Below are 17858 nucleotides of genomic sequence, written 5' to 3'. Positions count from 1 at the left end.
CTACTACCAAAAAATAAAGGAGCTATACTATTATGGTTAAAATAAATTTAAATAATATTTATAAACAATACCCAGGAAATGATACTTACTCTGTTTCCGATTTCAATTTAGAAATTGATGATAAAGAATTTATCGTCTTTGTCGGACCATCGGGATGTGGGAAATCAACAACACTTAGAATGATTGCAGGACTTGAAGATATTTCAAAAGGTGAGCTAGTTATTGATGATGAAGTGATGAATGACGTTGAGCCAAAAGATAGAAATATTGCAATGGTGTTTCAAAATTACGCTCTTTATCCACATATGACTGTATTTGATAATATGGCTTATGGGTTAAAATTACGTAAATACTCTAAAGATGAGATCAAAAAGCGTGTCGATTCAGCAGCTGAAACTTTAGGCTTAACGGAGTTCTTAGAACGTAAACCAGCAGCTTTGTCTGGTGGACAAAGACAACGTGTGGCACTAGGGCGTGCGATTGTTCGTGACGCAAAAGTGTTCTTGATGGATGAGCCATTATCAAACTTAGATGCTAAATTACGTGTTCAAATGCGTACTGAAATCGCTAGACTACATAACACATTAAACACAACTACGATATACGTTACCCATGACCAAACGGAAGCGATGACTTTAGCAACACGCATTGTCATCATGGACCGTGGGATTATTCAACAAATTGGTTCACCAAGAGAAGTATATGATCGTCCAGTGAACATGTTCGTAGCAGGTTTTATGGGATCACCTGCAATGAACTTCTTTAATGTAACTTATTCAAATGGACGTATCACAGATGGTAAAGAAATTGATGTTGAAGTATACGAACCTGCTCGTCGTCTATTAGAAGAGAAAGGCTACGAAGGAAAAGATGTCGTATTCGGTATTCGTCCAGAAGACATTAATGCAGAGCAAGTGGCACTAGACTTACACTCTGAAGCACGTGTTAACGCTGAAGTTGTAGTGTCTGAGTTAATGGGGTCTGAGACAATGCTTCACTCGAAAGTAGGAGATACAACGTTTGTTGCCCGTGTAGATGCACGTGATACTCACGGACCTGGCGAAATGGTAGAACTTGCATTTAATATGAATAAAGGTCATTTCTTTGATGTAGACACAGAAGAAGTTATTAAAAAATAATATATTCACACTCGTTGAATGAATGATTGACACAATTATAAGTTGTCACCAATACATTCTTTAACGAGTGTTTTATTATAAATAGATTTAAAATGAAGGTATTTTCAATCGAAAAAATGGTATGATAATCATATAAGTAAATTGAAAAGGGAAGAGTTGAAATATATGACACACTATGTACACGCTAAAAAAATAATTTTAACCGACGAAGTCATTGAAGATGGCTACTTAGCCATAAAAGATGGCAAGTTCGATGGGGTAACATTAGAGAGACCAACGGACGGCGACATCTTAGATTATTCTGAAGATACAGTTGCACCTGGGCTTGTGGATACACATATCCATGGGTATGTGGGACATGATGTGATGGATAATGATTTCAAAGGGATTCAAGAGATATCTGAAGCACTACTAGCATGTGGTGTGACATCTTGGCTACCTACGACGTTAACAGCGCCAACAGAGCAGTTAAACGATGTATGCCAAACAATTGGAGACAGCTATGAAGATGTAGCAGGCGCAAAGATCCGAGGTATCTTTCTAGAAGGTCCATTCTTTACTGAAAAGTACAAAGGCGCTCAAAACCTAACTTACATGAGTGATCCATCAATTGAAAAGTTAAAACATTGGAATGATTTATCGAATGATTTAGTTAAGAAAATTGCAATTGCGCCGGAACGTGATGGAGTTAAAGAATTTATCGAATTTGCTAATACTATTGGTGTAAAAACAGCCTTAGCGCATAGCGATGCAAGTTATGAAGAAGCGAAAGAAGCCGTGGACGCTGGAGCAAATATATTTGTTCATACTTACAATGCCATGAGTGGACTTCATCATCGTAATCCTGGAATGGTTGGGGCAGCACTAGGCTTAGATAATGTCTTCGCAGAATTAATTAGTGATGGGCATCATGTTCACCCAGGAGCAGCTCAAGTCGTAGTTAAAGCTCGCGGACCTAAAGAAACGGTCCTTGTAACAGATTGTATGCGTGCAGGAGGCTTAGGTGACGGTGAATCAATGTTAGGGGAACTTGAAGTTATAGTAAAAGACGGACAAGCTCGCCTGAAAGATGGTGGGAATCTAGCTGGATCGATTCTTCGCTTAAATGAAAGTGTACGGAATATGTTTGAATGGGGCATTGTGTCTCAAGCAGATGCTTTAAGAATGGCATCATACTCACCAGCTAAGTCAGTCGATATTGATGATGTATGTGGACAAATTAAAGCAGGTTTAGATGCTGACTTTATAATTGTAGGAGAAGACCTAGAATTAAAAGCAACATTTTTAAATGGAGAACTAAAATATAAGCAATAAATATAAAGGTGGATTGTAATGGAAAAGATTAAGATAGGATCTTCACAACTGTCAGCCAGTCAATTAGGCTTAGGCTGTATGAGAATGGCAGATGAATCAAAAGAGAAAGCTGTTGAAGTCATTAATACGGCCTTTGAACAAGGAATTACACTCTTTGATCACGCAGATATTTATGGAAAAGGTCAATCGGAAATATTGTTCGCCCAAGCACTTAAAGATTCAGATGCTAGACGAGAAGACATTATACTGCAATCTAAAGTAGGTATTCGTGATGGCTACTTTGATTTCTCAAAAGAACATATTTTGAAGACGACAGACGGTATCTTAGAAAGATTGGATACAGAATACTTAGATATTCTATTACTTCATAGACCCGATACCTTAATGGAGCCAGAAGAAGTGGCAGAAGCATTTGATGTATTATATATGAGTGGTAAAGTGAGGTATTTTGGTGTTTCAAACCAAAATCCTGGGCAAATCAAGTTATTACAAAAACACTTGAATCGTCCACTCATTGCGAATCAATTGCAATTTGGACCCGCTCATACACCAATGATTGATGCAGGATTTAATGTGAATATGACGAATGACTTGTCAGTCAATCATGATGGAGGCATTCTTGAGTATTGCCGCTTAAATGATATTACGATTCAACCGTGGTCACCGTTTCAAGTTTCATTGAGTGAAGGATTATTTATTAATCATCCTGACTATGAAGAAATGACTAAGGTGATGAAAAATTTAGCTGAACACTATAACGTTTCACTAGAAGCGATTGTGATTGCCTGGATTAATCGTCATCCAGCTAAAATGCAGACGATTGCTGGATCGATGTCACCTAAACGTATTAAAGATATGAGTGAGGCTTTTTCAATTAATTTGACTAAGCAAGAATGGTATGACGTTTATAAAAGTGGCGGAAGAAAGTTACCCTAAGTGATATTATTTTGTAATAGAGCGCTTTAATCGTATAATTAAAGTGAATAATAATAGGAGGTAAAGAGATATGTTTGATTTTTTTAAGAAGAAAGATAAAAAAGAAGTAGTAAAAGAAGTTAATGTCTATGCAATGTGTGACGGGGAATTTGTCAATATTGAAGATGTACAAGATGAAGTTTTTGCTCAAAAGATGATGGGAGACGGCTTTGCGATTAGACCGAATAATGGTACAATCAGTTCACCCGTAGATGGACAAGTAGACAACATTTTCCCAACAAAACATGCGGTGAGTTTCACAGTCGGTGAATTAGAAATATTACTACATATGGGAATCGACACAGTTTCTCTAGAAGGTAAGCCATTTACCATTCATGTAAATGAGAACACTCAAGTTTCAAAAGGTGACGATATAGCAGACGTTAATTTATCTGAACTCGAAGCAAATGATAAAGATAAAGACATGATTATTGTGTTTACAAACGGCGCAGAAGTGATTGAAAATATCGATGTAAAAGCAAGTGGAACGGTATCTAAAGGTGATTTAGTTGCCACAATCAAATTAAAATAACAAAGAAATAATTAGGAAACGGTTCTAAATTTGTTATATACTGTGCTTTAATAGAGCATGTATATATCAAAAAGAACCGTTTTTTTGATTCTATCAAATTGTTGAGAGGGAGGCGAATGAAGCATGCGCATAGGTTTTATATCCGATTTACATGTTGATAATTTTACTTATGAAGTACAAGATTATTTAGACACCATGTCAGAAATAATTAAGAAGAATACCATAGAGACGCTAGTTATCGGTGGAGATATTACGAATAGTTACAAGACAACAACGGATGTTGTTGAAAAACTACAAAGTCAAACTAATATTCAAGTGTATTTTATTCCTGGCAATCATGATTTATGGGACCGAGCATCAGATAAAGCAGATATAAATACGATGAACATCTATAAACAATACAAAGAACATCCTCAATGTCTCATCGAATCACCAATCATGTTGAATAATAATGTTGGTCTAGTTGGTCATACAGCTTGGTACAATTATGTGAAATACAATAAAGAAAAATTTAGCTTAGACAAAATTAAAAAAGGGCGCTATAAAGGTGTAACTTGGCAGGATAAGAAATATATCCAATGGCCAAAAGAAGATCCAGAAATGTCGAAATACTTTGCAGAAATCATCGAAAAAGATATCCAAAAACTACAAGCTGAAAGCTACATTTTAGTCACTCATATGATTACTATTCCAGAATTTACGATGCCATTACCTCATAGAGTCTTCGATTTTTTTAATGCTTATATTGCTACAGATGATTTACTATCCTTATATGAAAATTACCCCATCGAGAAAAGTATTATGGGTCATGTTCATTTTAGAGGAGAAGTTGAGAGGGAAGGAACGCTTTACATAACGAATTCACTGGGTTATGTAAAAGAATGGCGCTCAAAGGATATGCGTAAAGAAATCCAAAATACTCTATACATATATGATATAAAATGATGTGAAGCCGATAAAAAAACACTGAAAGCATTTGCAAAAACGTAAAAAAAGTGTAATATATGATAGAAGACATCAGATGATATGGAGGAAAGAATATGGAAGGGACTGCTAAGTCTTTAATTGAACAAACAAGTGAGTCTATCTTAAACTACATTATTACGAATAACTTATCCACAGGAGATAAACTTCCGAACGAATATAAGTTAGCAGAAGAAGTGAATGTCGGGCGAAGTACATTAAGAGAAGCTGTTCGTACGCTTGTATCACGTAATATTCTTGAAGTCAGACAAGGCTCAGGAACTTATGTTAGTGAGAATACAGGAATCGTTGATGATCCACTGGGATTTAGCTTTGTAAAAGATACACTTAAACTAACAGAAGACTTATTTGAGATTAGGTATCTTCTAGAACCACGTGTTGCTGGTCTGGCAGCGACAAATGCAACAGACGAGCAAATTGAAGAATTAGACAAAATACGTTTGGAAATCGAAGAAAAAATTGGCGCATTTAGTGATGAGCATATTGAGAAGGATATTGAATTTCACAAGTTAGTTTCTGAAATGAGTGGCAACGTAGCTATGTCAAACTTAGTTTCGATAATTAATCAATCGATTTCTCGTTATTATGATTACTACACAAGTAACCGAATCAAAGAGGAAACGATTGTATCGCATAGAGAGATTATGGATGCAATTAAAAGTAGGGATCCGATTTTAGCGGAAGATGTGATGCGAATTCATATTGTAACGAACCGCAGAAGTTTATCACAAAATAAGAAAAACAACTTGAAAAAAGAATAAAAAGTAGACAAACTTGAAAAACACCACTGAATGTAGTGACCCTTAAAAATGGACTTTAATCGAATATTTTTCTAAGTGGCTTGTCACCTATATTGAATAGGTGACAAGCCGTTTAATTTTGTATTAATACATTCGTGATTGTACCAGTAAATATATGATCTGATTCGTGCTTCTAACTCCCCGATACTTTCAATTGTTTCACCGCAGTACATTTCTTGCTTCAATAAACCAAAAAAGTTTTCCACCGGTGCATTATCTAGACAGTTCCCTCCTGAACATATTCACTTACCAGAATAAGAAAAGGCATTACACCCAGAACGTGACGAAGATAATTTCTTATCAGCGTCATTAAATAAGACTTTATTAGACGAATTATTACGTGGTAAAGTTGGATTAAACAGTAATATCTTAACAGATGCTTCACACATGGTAGCGATGACTGCTTCATTCCCTCGTCGTGAGATGAGACCAACAGCGATTGAAGCTGGATGTGACTTATTCTTATTCTTCAATGATCCAGATGAAGACTTCCAATGGATGAAAGAAGGACTAGAAAACGGTCTATTAACTGAAGAACGACTACACGATGCAATTCGACGTACTTTAGGTTTTAAAGCTAAAATTGGTTTACATAACTCTTCACGTGAAGAAATTATGTTACTAAGAAAGAAGTCCTAACAAGAATCTTAACAGAAGCTAACACAGAAGTTGTTCGTGAAGTTGCAGATAAAGTAATCACTTTAGTTAAAGATAAACAAAAAATTCTATTCCCAGTAACACCAGAACGTTACAAACGTATCTTATTAGTACCAGTTTCAGATATTAAAGGTGGATTTGATGCTATGATCGCTGGTAATAAACCAAAAGCACATGACCATTTGAAAGCATTATTAGAAGAACGCGGATATGAAGTATCAATTTGAGAATCAACTCAAGAGTAAATCATGAAGTAACCTGAAGAAGAACGTGGACCAGCTATTGCGAACATTTATGCTCAAAAACAACCAATTGCTAACTTAACTGATAACTATGATTTAATCATTAATGTTGGAGATGTTAACAGTGGTGGTACTATCCAACGTACTATTTGGCCAGCGTCTAAAGGTACTCCAGATAGCCCATTCTATGTACACGAAATTCCAACTATTTATGTTTCAGTTCAAAATCCATTCGATTTAGCTGACGTTCCACAAGTAGGTACATACATTAATACTTACGATGGTATGTTAGTAACAATGGAAGAACTAGTTAAGAAATTAGCTGGCGAATCTGAATTCAAAGGTGTAAGCTCAGCAGATCCATTCTGTGGTTAATGGGATACAAAACTTTAAAGAGATAGAAAATAATATAACAAAATCATTCAAAATCTACGATCCAGCAAGCATCTCCCCCGGTGCTGGCTGGAATTTTTTCTGAAATATTTCTTAAATGACCTTTATTCTAGGTTATGTTAAGATATGATATGAAAGAAAACAAGAATACGTCTATATAAAACAAGGAGGACAATGATAATGGCTAAAGTAGAAAGTTTTTCGTTAGATCATAACAAAGTAAAAGCACCTTATGTAAGATTAGCGGGTAAAGAAGAGCATGAAAAGGGAGCAGTAATTGAGAAGTATGATTTAAGATTTCTGCAACCTAACAAAGATACTTTACCAACCAGTGCTGTTCATACATTAGAGCACTTCTTAGCAATTCATATGCGTGATGAAATCGAAGGTCTTATCGATATCTCGCCAATGGGTTGCCGTACTGGTTTCTACATGGTTGCTTGGAATGATCACAGTCCAGAAGAGATTGCAGAAGCATTAAAGAAAGTCTTAAATATAATTATTGAAGCAGATGTGATTGAAGCAACAATAGCAATCGAATGTGGAAATTATAAAGACCACTCGTTATTTGCAGCAAAAGAATATGCAAAACAAGTATTGAATGACGGAATTAGTATCGAGCCATTTGAACGTAAAGTTATTTAATTTGAACAAAAAAAGGGCAATTCCAAACGGAATTGCCCTTTTGCTCATGTATCAAAACATTATATTAATTTACGTTTTTAATTTCTTGTTCTAAATGCCAGATATCACGGTTATATTCATTAATTGTTCTATCTGAAGAGAAGAATCCTGCTTTAGCAATGTTAATTAATGTTTTACGAGTCCATGTATCGTGGTCTTCGTAATCTTCATAAACTTTCTCTTTGGTTTCAATGAATTCTTCAAGGTCAATTAAAGCCATGAAGTAATCTTTGTTAATCATGTCAGAATGTAAGCGAGATAAGCGATCTTCGTTACCTAATTCAAGCATCTTAGGATCAATTAAGAAATCAACTAACGGTTTAATTGTTTCGCGTTCATAGTATGAACGAGCGTTGTAACCATTTGTAGCATATAAATCTACGATTTCTTCACTTCGTTTACCGAAGATATAGATATTTTCCTCACCAACTAAATCGGCAATCTCAACGTTAGCACCATCTAAAGTACATAATGTTAAGGCACCATTCAGCATGAATTTCATGTTACCTGTTCCACTTGCTTCTTTAGATGCGAGCGAAATTTGTTCTGAAATGTCTGTAGCCGGAATTAAGTACTGTGCATGCGTTACGTTATAGTTTTCTACCATAACTACTTGGAAATGCTCATTGACCTCATCATCATTGGCGATAATTTCAGATACAGTTAAGATAGCATGAATAATATCTCTTGCGATTGTATAAGCTGCTGCAGCTTTACCACCAAAGATAATTGTAATTGGTGTTTTTGGAATGTTACCATTCTTAATGTCATTGTATTTATGAATGATATAAAGTAATAACATCTGTTGACGTTTGTATTCATGAATACGTTTGATATGAACATCAATAATTGAATGTTCGTTAATCGTAACATTTTGCATAGTTTCTAATCGATGACTTAGACGTTGTTTATTATTAAACTTTATTGCACGCAATTTAGTAAGGACATTTTCATCATCTTTAAAGTCTAATAATGGTTCTAGATTCGCTGAAGTTCTCCACTCATCTGAAATAAGGTCATCAATGAAGTCAGCAAGTTCTTTATTTGCGTCCATAATCCAACGACGGAACGTAATACCGTTTGTTTTGTTAATAAATTTATTCGGATAAATATCATAGAATGCTTTTAATTCTGAATTTTTTAAGATTTCAGTATGTAATGCAGCCACTCCATTGGTACTGTAACCATAATGAATAGCCATATGTGCCATATGTACACGGTCGTGTTCATCAATAATTGATACGGCGTGATTATTAGGGAATTCATCTTTTTTACGATTATCTAATTCACGGATAATGTTCGCAATTTCTGGCATAACTTGTTCTAATTCATCTATTGGCCATTTTTCTAAAGCTTCAGCTAAGATTGTATGGTTAGTGAATGCTGTCATTGTTTGAGTGATTTGAATGGCTTCATCAAAATCAATACCACGTTGTGTTAATAGACGAATCATTTCTGGAATAACGAAAGCAGGGTGAGTATCGTTAATTTGAATGACTGCATATTCTGCTAAATCGTGTAAATTACTTCCACGAGCAACAGCTTCATCAAGAATCAACTGCGCACCGTTCGATACCATAAAGTATTGTTGGAAAATTCTTAATAATTCTCCTTCACGGTCTGAATCATCAGGGTATAGGAATAATGTTAAGTTTTCTTCGATATTAGTCTTATCAAAGTGAATCGTTCCTTCTTCGATAATATCACTTGTTACTGAATCTAAGTCGAACAGTCGTAATCGATTTCGAGTATCACTATTATATCCTAGGACATCGATATCATATAAAGTTGATTTCAAAGTAAAGTTATTGAATGGCACTTCATATGATTTTTCGTTTTTGATTAACCACGATTCTTCCGTAATCCATGGATCAGGGAGTTGAGTTTGTTGGTTATCTTTAAAGACTTGTTTAAATAAACCAAAATGATAATTCAGCCCTACACCATCACCATTAATACCTAAAGTTGTAATTGAATCGACAAAACATGCTGCTAGACGACCTAATCCACCATTACCTAATGAAGGTTCTAATTCTGCTTGTTCAATGTCCATGATGTTTTTACCATTGGCGATTAACTCATTGTTTACTTCATCGTAAATACCTAAGTTTAATAAGTTATTTGATAATAATTTACCAATTAAGAATTCCGCACTAAAGTAGTATAATTTCTTCTTTTTGTCATCATTTGTAGGTAATTCACGTGATTTGTCACGAACAAGATCTAGTAAGACCTTATACATCTCTTGATCCGAACACTCACGAATCGGCTTATCAAAGTTATCTAAAACATAATTTTCTAAAATACTCATTTTGAACTCCTTTATGGGTTGATTTATTTTAAGTAACGTACTACATATATATTACTGATTATAAAAGTAAATAGACACTAATAACTCTTATATATCTGTTTCCACATCATCTAATTCTGGTGCTGGGTGATACTCACCTTTAGTGTCTGATGCTTCCAACTCAACGTATTCATCTGTGTTTTCTTCATTTTGCTCAGGGTTATATTGTTGAGGTGCACGGAAGTACTCGACAGTGAGTTTAGTTAATGACTCTTTAAGAGGTTTATCAATCGCACCGTCTAACATACGCCATTGCCAGTTATGCCCAATGGTAGATGGTTCATTCATTCGGGCACTATTATCTAAATCGAGTAAGTCTTGCATTGTGTAAATGGCGAAATTACTCACAGAAGAAGCGATTCCACGGTTTAATGCTTCAGATATTTTTTCTCCAGGACGTCTGTTTAAGTAAGAATCTAATTGGTCTCTCATTGCTTGGTTCGTAGTATCTTCGTACCATCCCCGAGCAGTCATATTGTCATGTGTTCCCACATAGGCTGCAGTATTTGGAATATAGTTATGGGGTAGTTCGATACTATCTTCGAAACCATTGAAACCAAATTGTAAAATCTTCATACCAGGATAACCAGTCTTATCACGCATATCAATAACTTCTTGAGTCATGAAACCTAAGTCTTCGGCGATAATATTTAATTCACCAAGGGCATCAGTAATATGTTTGAATAAGTCATAACCAGGACCTTTTGTCCATTGACCCGCTGCCGATGATTTTGATCCGTAAGGAACTTCCCAGAAAGATTCAAATCCACGGAAATGGTCAATACGTACAACATCGTATAGATTAAAGCTTTCTTTTAATCTCCAAATCCACCAGTCATAGCCATTTTCCTTCATATATTCCCAATCATAAATCGGATTCCCCCAGAATTGCCCGTCATCTGAAAAGCTGTCTGGCGGTGTACCAGCAACGTGCGTTGGTTCTACTTTGTTCTTCATCTTGAAGTATTGAGGTGTTGCCCACATTTCTACACTATCTCTAGATACGTAGATAGGGATATCCCCAACAATTTGAATGTGATTGTCATTCGCATATTTCTTTAATTGATTATATTGTTTAAAGAATAAATATTGAGTCACTTTATGATAAGTAATTTGATCACTGAGCATCTCACGATATTCCTTCATTGTTTCAGGTTCTCGATTAATACTCGCTTCATCCCAGTTATACCAAGGTTCTTCATTGAAACTTTCTTTAATACTCATAAATTCACTAAAATCAATGAGCCAATCCTTATTTGTTTCTTCAAAGTGGTAGTAATCGTCAAAATCGCCCAGTTCAATAAACCGTTTCACAGCTTTTTCTAAGATAGGGCGTTTAACTTTGTAAATTAAACTATAATCCACTTTTTCAGGATCATCTCCAAAGTTGACTGATTCATAATCACTTTTCACTAATAAACCATCTTCTTCTAAAAGAGTATAGTCTATAAAATACGTATTACCCGCAAAAGCTGAAAAGGACTGATAAGGCGAGTCACCGTAACTGGTTGTTGTTAACGGAAGAATTTGCCAGTGTGTTTGTTTCGTCTCTTTTAGAAAATCAACAAAATCATAAGCAGATTGTCCAAACGTTCCAATGCCAAAAGGGCCTGGCAATGATGATATGTGCATTAATACACCACTTGTACGTGTCAAATTGTTTAACCTCCTACTAAAATAGTATTCTTGTATCCTTTCCGTTATGCAAAAGCTTTCGTTAAAATATATGAAAGCTCTTACACAACGGAAAGGATATGTTATAATTAATACAAGTCGATTATAGGAGAAAAACAAACAAAAAGCAAACGTTTTCGTAAAAAAGCGATTACAATATTTTATTACAATCTATGATTGCTTTAAGGACGCTGTTTTAGTATAATTTAATAAAACGCAATCGTTTGCGTAAAAGGGACGAATTATCAGATTGAGGTGTAAAAATGTCAGTAACAATAAAAGATGTTGCTAGAGTAGCAGGAGTTTCTCCCTCTACTGTTTCTAGGGTTATATCAAATAGCCCATCAATCAGTGAAAAGACAAAGACAAAAGTCAGAACAATTATGGATGAATTAAAGTATTATCCAAATATGAACGCAAGAAGTCTTGTTAATAGTACCTCACGTATTATTGGCTTAGTATTGCCAGATAATACAGATACATTCTATCAAAATCCATTCTTTCCAACTGTATTACGTGGTATGAATGAAGTGGCGAATGAAGAAAAGTATACATTACTTTTAAGTTCAGGAAATACGGAAGATGAGAGACTTGATCGAATTAAGACTATGGTATTTGGTAAACAAGTCGATGGATTGATTTTTCTTTATTCAAAAATAAATGATAAAATTATTCACTTCTTAAAAGAAATTAATTTTCCTTTTGTTGTTATTGGAACGCCAACAATTAAGGCGGTGAACTCAGTGGATAATGACAATGAAGGCATGTCATATGAAATAACTTCTCAAATTATTAAGCAAGGCAGGAAAAAGATTGCTTTTGTTGGGGGAGAGAAGTCGTTAAACTTTATCGAATTAAGATATGAAGGGTATCGTAAAGCGCTTGAAGAGCATGGGATAGAAGTGGATCAGTCGCTTGTATTTAATGAGTTTCAATTCCTATCAAACGTGGGATATCAATTAGTTGAAAAATTATTAGAATTGCCCGAATTAGATGGGGTGGTTATAGCTGACCAGCTGGTTGCTCGGGGGATTCGTTCTGGCTGGGAAACAGCTGGAAAAGAGCCTATTCCAATGGCAACTTTTAAAGCATATGAGTCTCATAAATCTTGTGAAAAGTACGAGTTATTCATGGATATTAATGCTCAAAAATTAGGGAATAGCGCACTGTCGATGCTTTTAGACATAATTACATTTAAGCATGCAGAGAATAATACACAAAGATATATCCAAGAAATTGTCGAAGCAGAACTAGTCTTATAATCAGCTGTACCAAAAAGCTCCTCATTTAATCCAATATCAGGATTAAACGAGGAGCTTTATTAAATATTAGTTTACTTATAACGATTTTCAAGTTGTGACATCCACCAGCCTAAAAGAGCACCCAGAGTGAATAATACAAAACACATCAAGAATTCTAAAAAGCTAAAGCCAGCGTATGCTGAACCAAGAGGTACAATCATTAAAGTTGATGCCAACACAATTCCAACGATAAAGTGGAAGAATTCACTATAATTTGTACTGAAAATCTTCTCGATCACTTTAGCAAGTAATAAAATAGTGATTAAACCACCAATTCCGATAGGAATAATGATGCTTATATCAAAAGTTTTAAAACCATCAGCCATTGCTTGATATAAGCCCATATAAAGGATAAAGTTTGATGGGCTCATTCCTGGTATTAAGATACCTAAGGCAATTAAAGCACCACAGATCATCCAGGCAATAAAACTTGGTTGAACAGCGCCATCGAATAATTGATTCCCAAAGCCGAGTAGAATAATACCGAAAACAAAAGCGATAATCATTATGATATAGTCTGTTTTACCACGGCCTTCTTTCCCAGCCTCAGCCCAAAGTGCCGGAGCGGTTCCAACAATAGCACCAATAAAGAACCAAGTAATAATGACTTCGAAAGAACCAAGTAAATAACTAATTCCCCAAGACAGAATGGCAATACCTACCAAGGCCCCAATACCAACCGGTAAAAAGAAGCGAACATTTTCTTTAAAGTTTTTAGTAATATTAGCTAAAAAATTAATGATTCTTTCATAGATACCGAAGATTGCTGCGAGTGCACCCCCGCTGACACCAGGAACAATAAAGCCTGATCCAACAAACATACCTTTTACGAAACGAAGCAACCAACTTTGGTTATCGTTTTTTTCATTTTTTTCCATTGTTACCTCCATTAATATGACAATAAATATTAAATAGAATTCAAGTTTTTTTATCGAATTTTATCACTCACTGTCCAATTATACTTAAAAGTTGAATGATGAGCAAATCAAAATAGTTGAAATTATGAGGAATGTAACGTATAAATAAATTAGGTAATAAATAGGAGTGAAAAAATGGAAAACAATATTTTATATTATAGTGATGTATGTCCAGACACCAAATCGTTTCTAAATGAGTTGAACCGTTTAGAGGTTCGTTTCAAAAGTGTGAATATCACTGAATCGATTTCTAACCTAAAAGAATTCTTGGCAGTTCGTGATAATGAAGCTGTCTTTAATGATAAAAAAGAAACAAATCAAGTAGGTATCCCAGTTTTAGTAACAGAAGATAATGAGTACCTTTTTGATGGAGAACAATTAAGAAATAAATTTGATAACTAGTCATGTATAAAGTTTTTTAAGTGAGGGGTAACTTCTTCACTTAAAAGACTTTTTTTGACAAAAAATAATTATTTTAACTGATAATAAGCTATAATATAGTTACAAATAAAAGGATGGTGTTAGTATGAAGCAAGAAAAGATAGATAATTTAGTTGAAGAAGCAATAAATATTAAACCTAATTCGTATTCTCCTTATTCAAATTTTAGAGTTGGTGCAGCGATCGAAATGAACGATGGAGAATTATTTACTGGGGTCAACATTGAAAACGTTTCCTTCGGTGCAACTAATTGCGCAGAACGTAGCGCAATTTTCACAGCAATCAGTCAAGGCTATCAACCTAAAACAATTAAAGCGATTGCGGTTTCAGGCGATACAGATGAATTTCTACCGCCTTGCAGTATTTGTCGTCAAGTGATGGTCGAATTTTGTGAGCCCGAGACACCTGTATACTTAACGCGTAAGGATGGGAAAGTTTTAGAAACTAGTGTGGAAGGTTTAGTACCATTTGCATTCTCAACGATGGATATGTAAGGCCAATAATTTGTTTGTCATTCGTTTGTCTGATATATTTAATTTATTATAAATGAGGAGTGAGGGAATGGCACAAACATTACTACATGCTTGTATTCGTGTACAAGATTTAAAAGCATCAAAAGAATTCTATATGGGTGTATTTGATTTTGAAGTGAGTCGCGAGAAAGATTTTCCGGAAGATAAATTTACTTTATCATACTTAACGGTTCCTGGAAGTGATTTTGAATTAGAGCTTACTTACAATTATGATTCTGAACCTTATACAATTGGTAATGGCTTCAGTCATTTAGCCTTAGGTGTTGATAATTTAGAAGAAACTTTCGAAAAAGCAAAAGCATCTGGTTATGAAATGACCGAAATGAAATCTTTATCAGATAATTCAACTACATACTTCTTTATTACAGATCCAGATGGATACCGTTTAGAAGTAATGTCTAACAAATAACAAGACACCAAAAAACAGTTACAAGCTTGAATTCAAGCTCGTAACTGTTTTTTTGGGTACTTCTATTTTTAGTCAAAAACCACTTCATGAACTGCAGTTTCTTCAGCATTTTGAATTTCAATCATGTTTACAACATTTTTTGTCGGGTTATGGTTTTCATCAAAGGTAAAGTCACCGGTAATTCCAGAGAATTCTTCAAGATTTTCAAGCGCTTCATTGACTGCAACTGGGTCATCACTACCTGCCTGTTCAATGGCACTCTTAAGCATATAAATTGTGTCGTAAGCTAGAGCAGCAAACATATCTGGATCTGAGTCAAATTGATCACGGTATTTTTCAACAAATTCGTCTTCATCTTGAATAGGGTAAAGTGAAGCGTAATAGACGTTATTCATATTCTCAGCGCCAGCCAATTCATAAATAATATCATTACCAAATCCATTCGAGCCTAATATTGGAGCATCGATACCAAACTCGCGTGCTTGTTTAACAATTGGACCAGCAGTTTGATAAAAGGCTAGTATAGTAATTGCATCAAAATCTTGAGCAGCAATGTTTGAGATAATCGCACTAAAGTCATTCATCTCCGGTGTGAAAGTTTCAGTATGGACAATCTCTCCTTCATAACCTTCAACAAAATTATCATATAGCCCAGAACCATAATCACTTGAGTTATCATATAGAACGACCATCTTTTCTGCTTCCATATTTTCGTATCCAAATTTAGCTATCCCAGAACCCTGGAATGAATTTGACCATGATGAACGGTATACGAAGGGCTGAACATTTCCATCGTCATCAAAGGTAATATCATTATTAGTCACTGATGGAGAAATTAATGGGATTTGATATTCATTTGCTGCTGGGATTGCTGCTTGCATTTGACTTGTTGTCGCAGGACCAATCATTGCAACAACATCATCTTGGGTTGCTAAACGAGTCGCAATCATTGCAGCTTCCGTATCATCTGATTTAGTATCGTACTCAACGATATTAAAAGGACGACCCATCACTCCGCCATCTTCATTAATTTCTTCAACCGCCATCTTAATGGCGTTGGACTGTGTAATTCCGTAAGCTGCTACGGCACCAGATAATTCATAAATAACACCTAGATTAATTGGATCTTCATCTTGGGCAAAAGCAGTAAGGGCAGGCGTGAACGCACTAGTAGCAATGGTAGCAGTAGCAATAATTTTTGTAAGATTTTTTCTAATTGAATTGAACATTTAAGTTCCTCCTAGTTTAATTTGGTAAATTGTGTATTTTAAAGTCATGTATAAAACTGATAAATCCGATAAGTCTGATAAGCTATCCACTTTTACCACCTCATTTATTTAGTAATAGTCAACAAAAAAACGAGCCTGAGTTATTCAGGCTCGTCATTTGACATGAGCCCGAATTCACGAGGAATAGGACTCTAATCATTAATGATTAAAATCCTATCACATGTCTAATAATAATAATAAAGCTATATTTTGGATGGCAAAGCATCGATGACTGTTAGATTGAATGTTTGGGTTAGATTTTTGCATAATACTTTGCCTCCTTTTTTGTTGGTAAAGTTAGTGTATAATAATTAAGATTAAAAATCAATAATTATTTTAATCTTATTCTAATAAAAATAATGTATTACGGACAAAGACTGATAGATATTGTTTACTAACTTTATAAAGCGGGAATAAAATAAATAAAAAAGTATAAATGAAACAGCTTTCATCACCGAATTAAAATATTTTATGAAAACTTTAAGTGTCCTGAATAATTCATAGTTTTTCTAAAAATGTCAATTAATGTTGTGATTATAGTACTTGTAGTAAATTGCTTCATCACCCGTTAGGTGATGCAAAAAGAACCCCTTTCTGATATGGTTAATTCACAACAAACAACCAATAGAAAGGGGTCCTCTCAATGGTTACTTTACAAGAAACTACAGCAAAATTCAATAATAATTTACATGTCTCTCATACAGGTGGTCGTTTATCGAGTGATTCTGGGTTGGCACTGGTCGACGAATTCATGGACGCTTTTCATTTTACAGAGCATTCTAAAGACGTCGTTTCGTTTAATGAAGACCGTCGCTACTGGCTACACGATAACCATAAGATTTTAAAACAATTACTTTTTCAGATTATCGCTGGCTATAAAACCGATTTATCAGCGGATATCTTACAACACGATCCGTTATTACAAGCTCTTTCAACTGATGAAGTATGGGCTTCGCAACCCTCTATCTCTCGATTTTTCGATCGAATTACGGAACAAACGATCGAAGATTTCCAGACACTCAATCAAACAGTGATTGATCAAGCACGACTTATTCGTAATGATACGAATATGATTGTTGATTTAGATTCTACCCATTCGGATACCTTCGGTAGCCAAGAACAGACAGATTATAATGCTCATTATGGAACGAACGGTTATCATCCATTAGTCGCTTTTGATGGATTAACTGGTGATTTTTTAAAAGCTAAACTTCGTTCAGGAAATCAATATACTTCTAATGGCGTA

Annotated in this window: 16 protein-coding genes and 2 pseudogenes; 13 read left to right on the top strand and 5 right to left on the bottom strand. The window is 34.9% G+C overall.

The features are described from left to right. Nucleotides 1-32 precede the first annotated feature (32 nt). The 6 genes from ACEN31_RS06470 to ACEN31_RS06445 all read left to right on the top strand — a co-directional run bounded on the left by ACEN31_RS06470 (nt 33) and on the right by ACEN31_RS06445 (nt 5705). Nucleotides 33-1139, top strand: coding sequence for an ABC transporter ATP-binding protein (locus tag ACEN31_RS06470; protein WP_407108975.1), 1107 nt, complete (start codon nt 33-35; stop codon nt 1137-1139). Nucleotides 1140-1304: 165 nt separating this feature from the next. Further along, nucleotides 1305-2453 carry an N-acetylglucosamine-6-phosphate deacetylase gene (gene nagA / locus ACEN31_RS06465; RefSeq protein ID WP_407108974.1) on the top strand — a complete coding sequence of 383 codons (1149 nt, stop codon included), beginning with the start codon at nt 1305-1307 and terminating at the stop codon, nt 2451-2453. A gap of 18 nt (nt 2454-2471) precedes the next feature. Then, on the top strand, nt 2472-3389 hold the full coding sequence (locus tag ACEN31_RS06460; RefSeq protein WP_407108973.1) for an aldo/keto reductase family oxidoreductase: 918 nt from the start codon (nt 2472-2474) through the stop codon (nt 3387-3389). Between the two features lie 70 nt (nt 3390-3459). Continuing rightward, nucleotides 3460-3960 (top strand): glucose PTS transporter subunit IIA, encoded by a 501-nt coding sequence (locus tag ACEN31_RS06455; RefSeq protein ID WP_197104680.1) that lies wholly within the window; start codon nt 3460-3462, stop codon nt 3958-3960. 123 nt (nt 3961-4083) lie between these two features. Continuing rightward, on the top strand, nt 4084-4905 hold the full coding sequence (locus tag ACEN31_RS06450; protein ID WP_407093835.1) for a metallophosphoesterase: 822 nt from the start codon (nt 4084-4086) through the stop codon (nt 4903-4905). A 95-nt stretch (nt 4906-5000) separates the two neighbouring features. Further along, entirely contained in the window at nt 5001-5705 is a 705-nt protein-coding gene (locus ACEN31_RS06445; protein ID WP_407093836.1) for a FadR/GntR family transcriptional regulator, read from the top strand. Between the two features lie 83 nt (nt 5706-5788). Here the strand turns inward: ACEN31_RS06445 and ACEN31_RS06440 are convergent. Then, nucleotides 5789-5974 (bottom strand): annotated as a pseudogene (locus ACEN31_RS06440) (IS3 family transposase); the annotation flags it as partial. A gap of 7 nt (nt 5975-5981) precedes the next feature. Here ACEN31_RS06440 and ACEN31_RS06435 point away from each other — a divergent pair. After that, nucleotides 5982-7018: pseudogene (locus ACEN31_RS06435) on the top strand (glycoside hydrolase family 3 N-terminal domain-containing protein); the annotation flags it as partial. A gap of 198 nt (nt 7019-7216) precedes the next feature. After that, nucleotides 7217-7681, top strand: coding sequence for an S-ribosylhomocysteine lyase (locus tag ACEN31_RS06430; RefSeq protein WP_138405431.1), 465 nt, complete (start codon nt 7217-7219; stop codon nt 7679-7681). 64 nt (nt 7682-7745) lie between these two features. Here ACEN31_RS06430 and ACEN31_RS06425 read toward each other — a convergent pair whose 3' ends face one another. Together ACEN31_RS06425 and malQ are read right to left on the bottom strand one after the other, a co-directional pair. Next, complete coding sequence (locus ACEN31_RS06425; RefSeq protein ID WP_407108972.1) at nt 7746-10031, bottom strand: glycogen/starch/alpha-glucan phosphorylase; 2286 nt, start codon at nt 10029-10031, stop codon at nt 7746-7748. Between the two features lie 87 nt (nt 10032-10118). Continuing rightward, entirely contained in the window at nt 10119-11762 is a 1644-nt protein-coding gene (malQ, locus tag ACEN31_RS06420; RefSeq protein WP_407108987.1) for a 4-alpha-glucanotransferase, read from the bottom strand. Between the two features lie 245 nt (nt 11763-12007). Between malQ and ACEN31_RS06415 the strand changes: the two genes are divergently transcribed. Continuing rightward, nucleotides 12008-13006 carry a LacI family DNA-binding transcriptional regulator gene (locus tag ACEN31_RS06415; protein WP_407108971.1) on the top strand — a complete coding sequence of 333 codons (999 nt, stop codon included), beginning with the start codon at nt 12008-12010 and terminating at the stop codon, nt 13004-13006. A gap of 71 nt (nt 13007-13077) precedes the next feature. Here ACEN31_RS06415 and ACEN31_RS06410 read toward each other — a convergent pair whose 3' ends face one another. Next, nucleotides 13078-13923 carry a DUF368 domain-containing protein gene (locus ACEN31_RS06410; RefSeq protein WP_407108970.1) on the bottom strand — a complete coding sequence of 282 codons (846 nt, stop codon included), beginning with the start codon at nt 13921-13923 and terminating at the stop codon, nt 13078-13080. 174 nt (nt 13924-14097) lie between these two features. On the opposite strand from ACEN31_RS06410, the gene ACEN31_RS06405 reads away from it, so the two are divergent. The 3 genes from ACEN31_RS06405 (at nt 14098) to ACEN31_RS06395 (ending at nt 15344) form a co-directional block, all read left to right on the top strand. Then, the gene (locus tag ACEN31_RS06405; RefSeq protein WP_407108969.1) at nt 14098-14364 is read left to right on the top strand and encodes a glutaredoxin; all 267 of its coding nucleotides are present in this window, start codon (nt 14098-14100) and stop codon (nt 14362-14364) included. A 124-nt stretch (nt 14365-14488) separates the two neighbouring features. Next, nucleotides 14489-14896: a cytidine deaminase gene (gene cdd / locus ACEN31_RS06400; RefSeq protein ID WP_138405437.1), complete on the top strand. Its 408-nt coding sequence runs from the start codon at nt 14489-14491 to the stop codon at nt 14894-14896. Nucleotides 14897-14963: 67 nt separating this feature from the next. After that, nucleotides 14964-15344: a VOC family protein gene (locus ACEN31_RS06395; RefSeq protein ID WP_338489570.1), complete on the top strand. Its 381-nt coding sequence runs from the start codon at nt 14964-14966 to the stop codon at nt 15342-15344. Nucleotides 15345-15412: 68 nt separating this feature from the next. Here ACEN31_RS06395 and ACEN31_RS06390 read toward each other — a convergent pair whose 3' ends face one another. Next, nucleotides 15413-16573 (bottom strand): ABC transporter substrate-binding protein, encoded by a 1161-nt coding sequence (locus ACEN31_RS06390; protein WP_407108968.1) that lies wholly within the window; start codon nt 16571-16573, stop codon nt 15413-15415. 682 nt (nt 16574-17255) lie between these two features. Here ACEN31_RS06390 and ACEN31_RS06385 point away from each other — a divergent pair. Beyond that, on the top strand, nt 17256-17858 hold a 603-nt coding region (locus ACEN31_RS06385; protein WP_407108967.1), incomplete at its 3' end, for a transposase.

Origin of the sequence: Ruoffia sp. FAM 26255, assembly GCF_045528525.1 — a bacterium.
Classification (GTDB): domain Bacteria; phylum Bacillota; class Bacilli; order Lactobacillales; family Aerococcaceae; genus Ruoffia; species Ruoffia tabacinasalis.
This window is presented reverse-complemented; position numbering and strand designations above follow the sequence as displayed.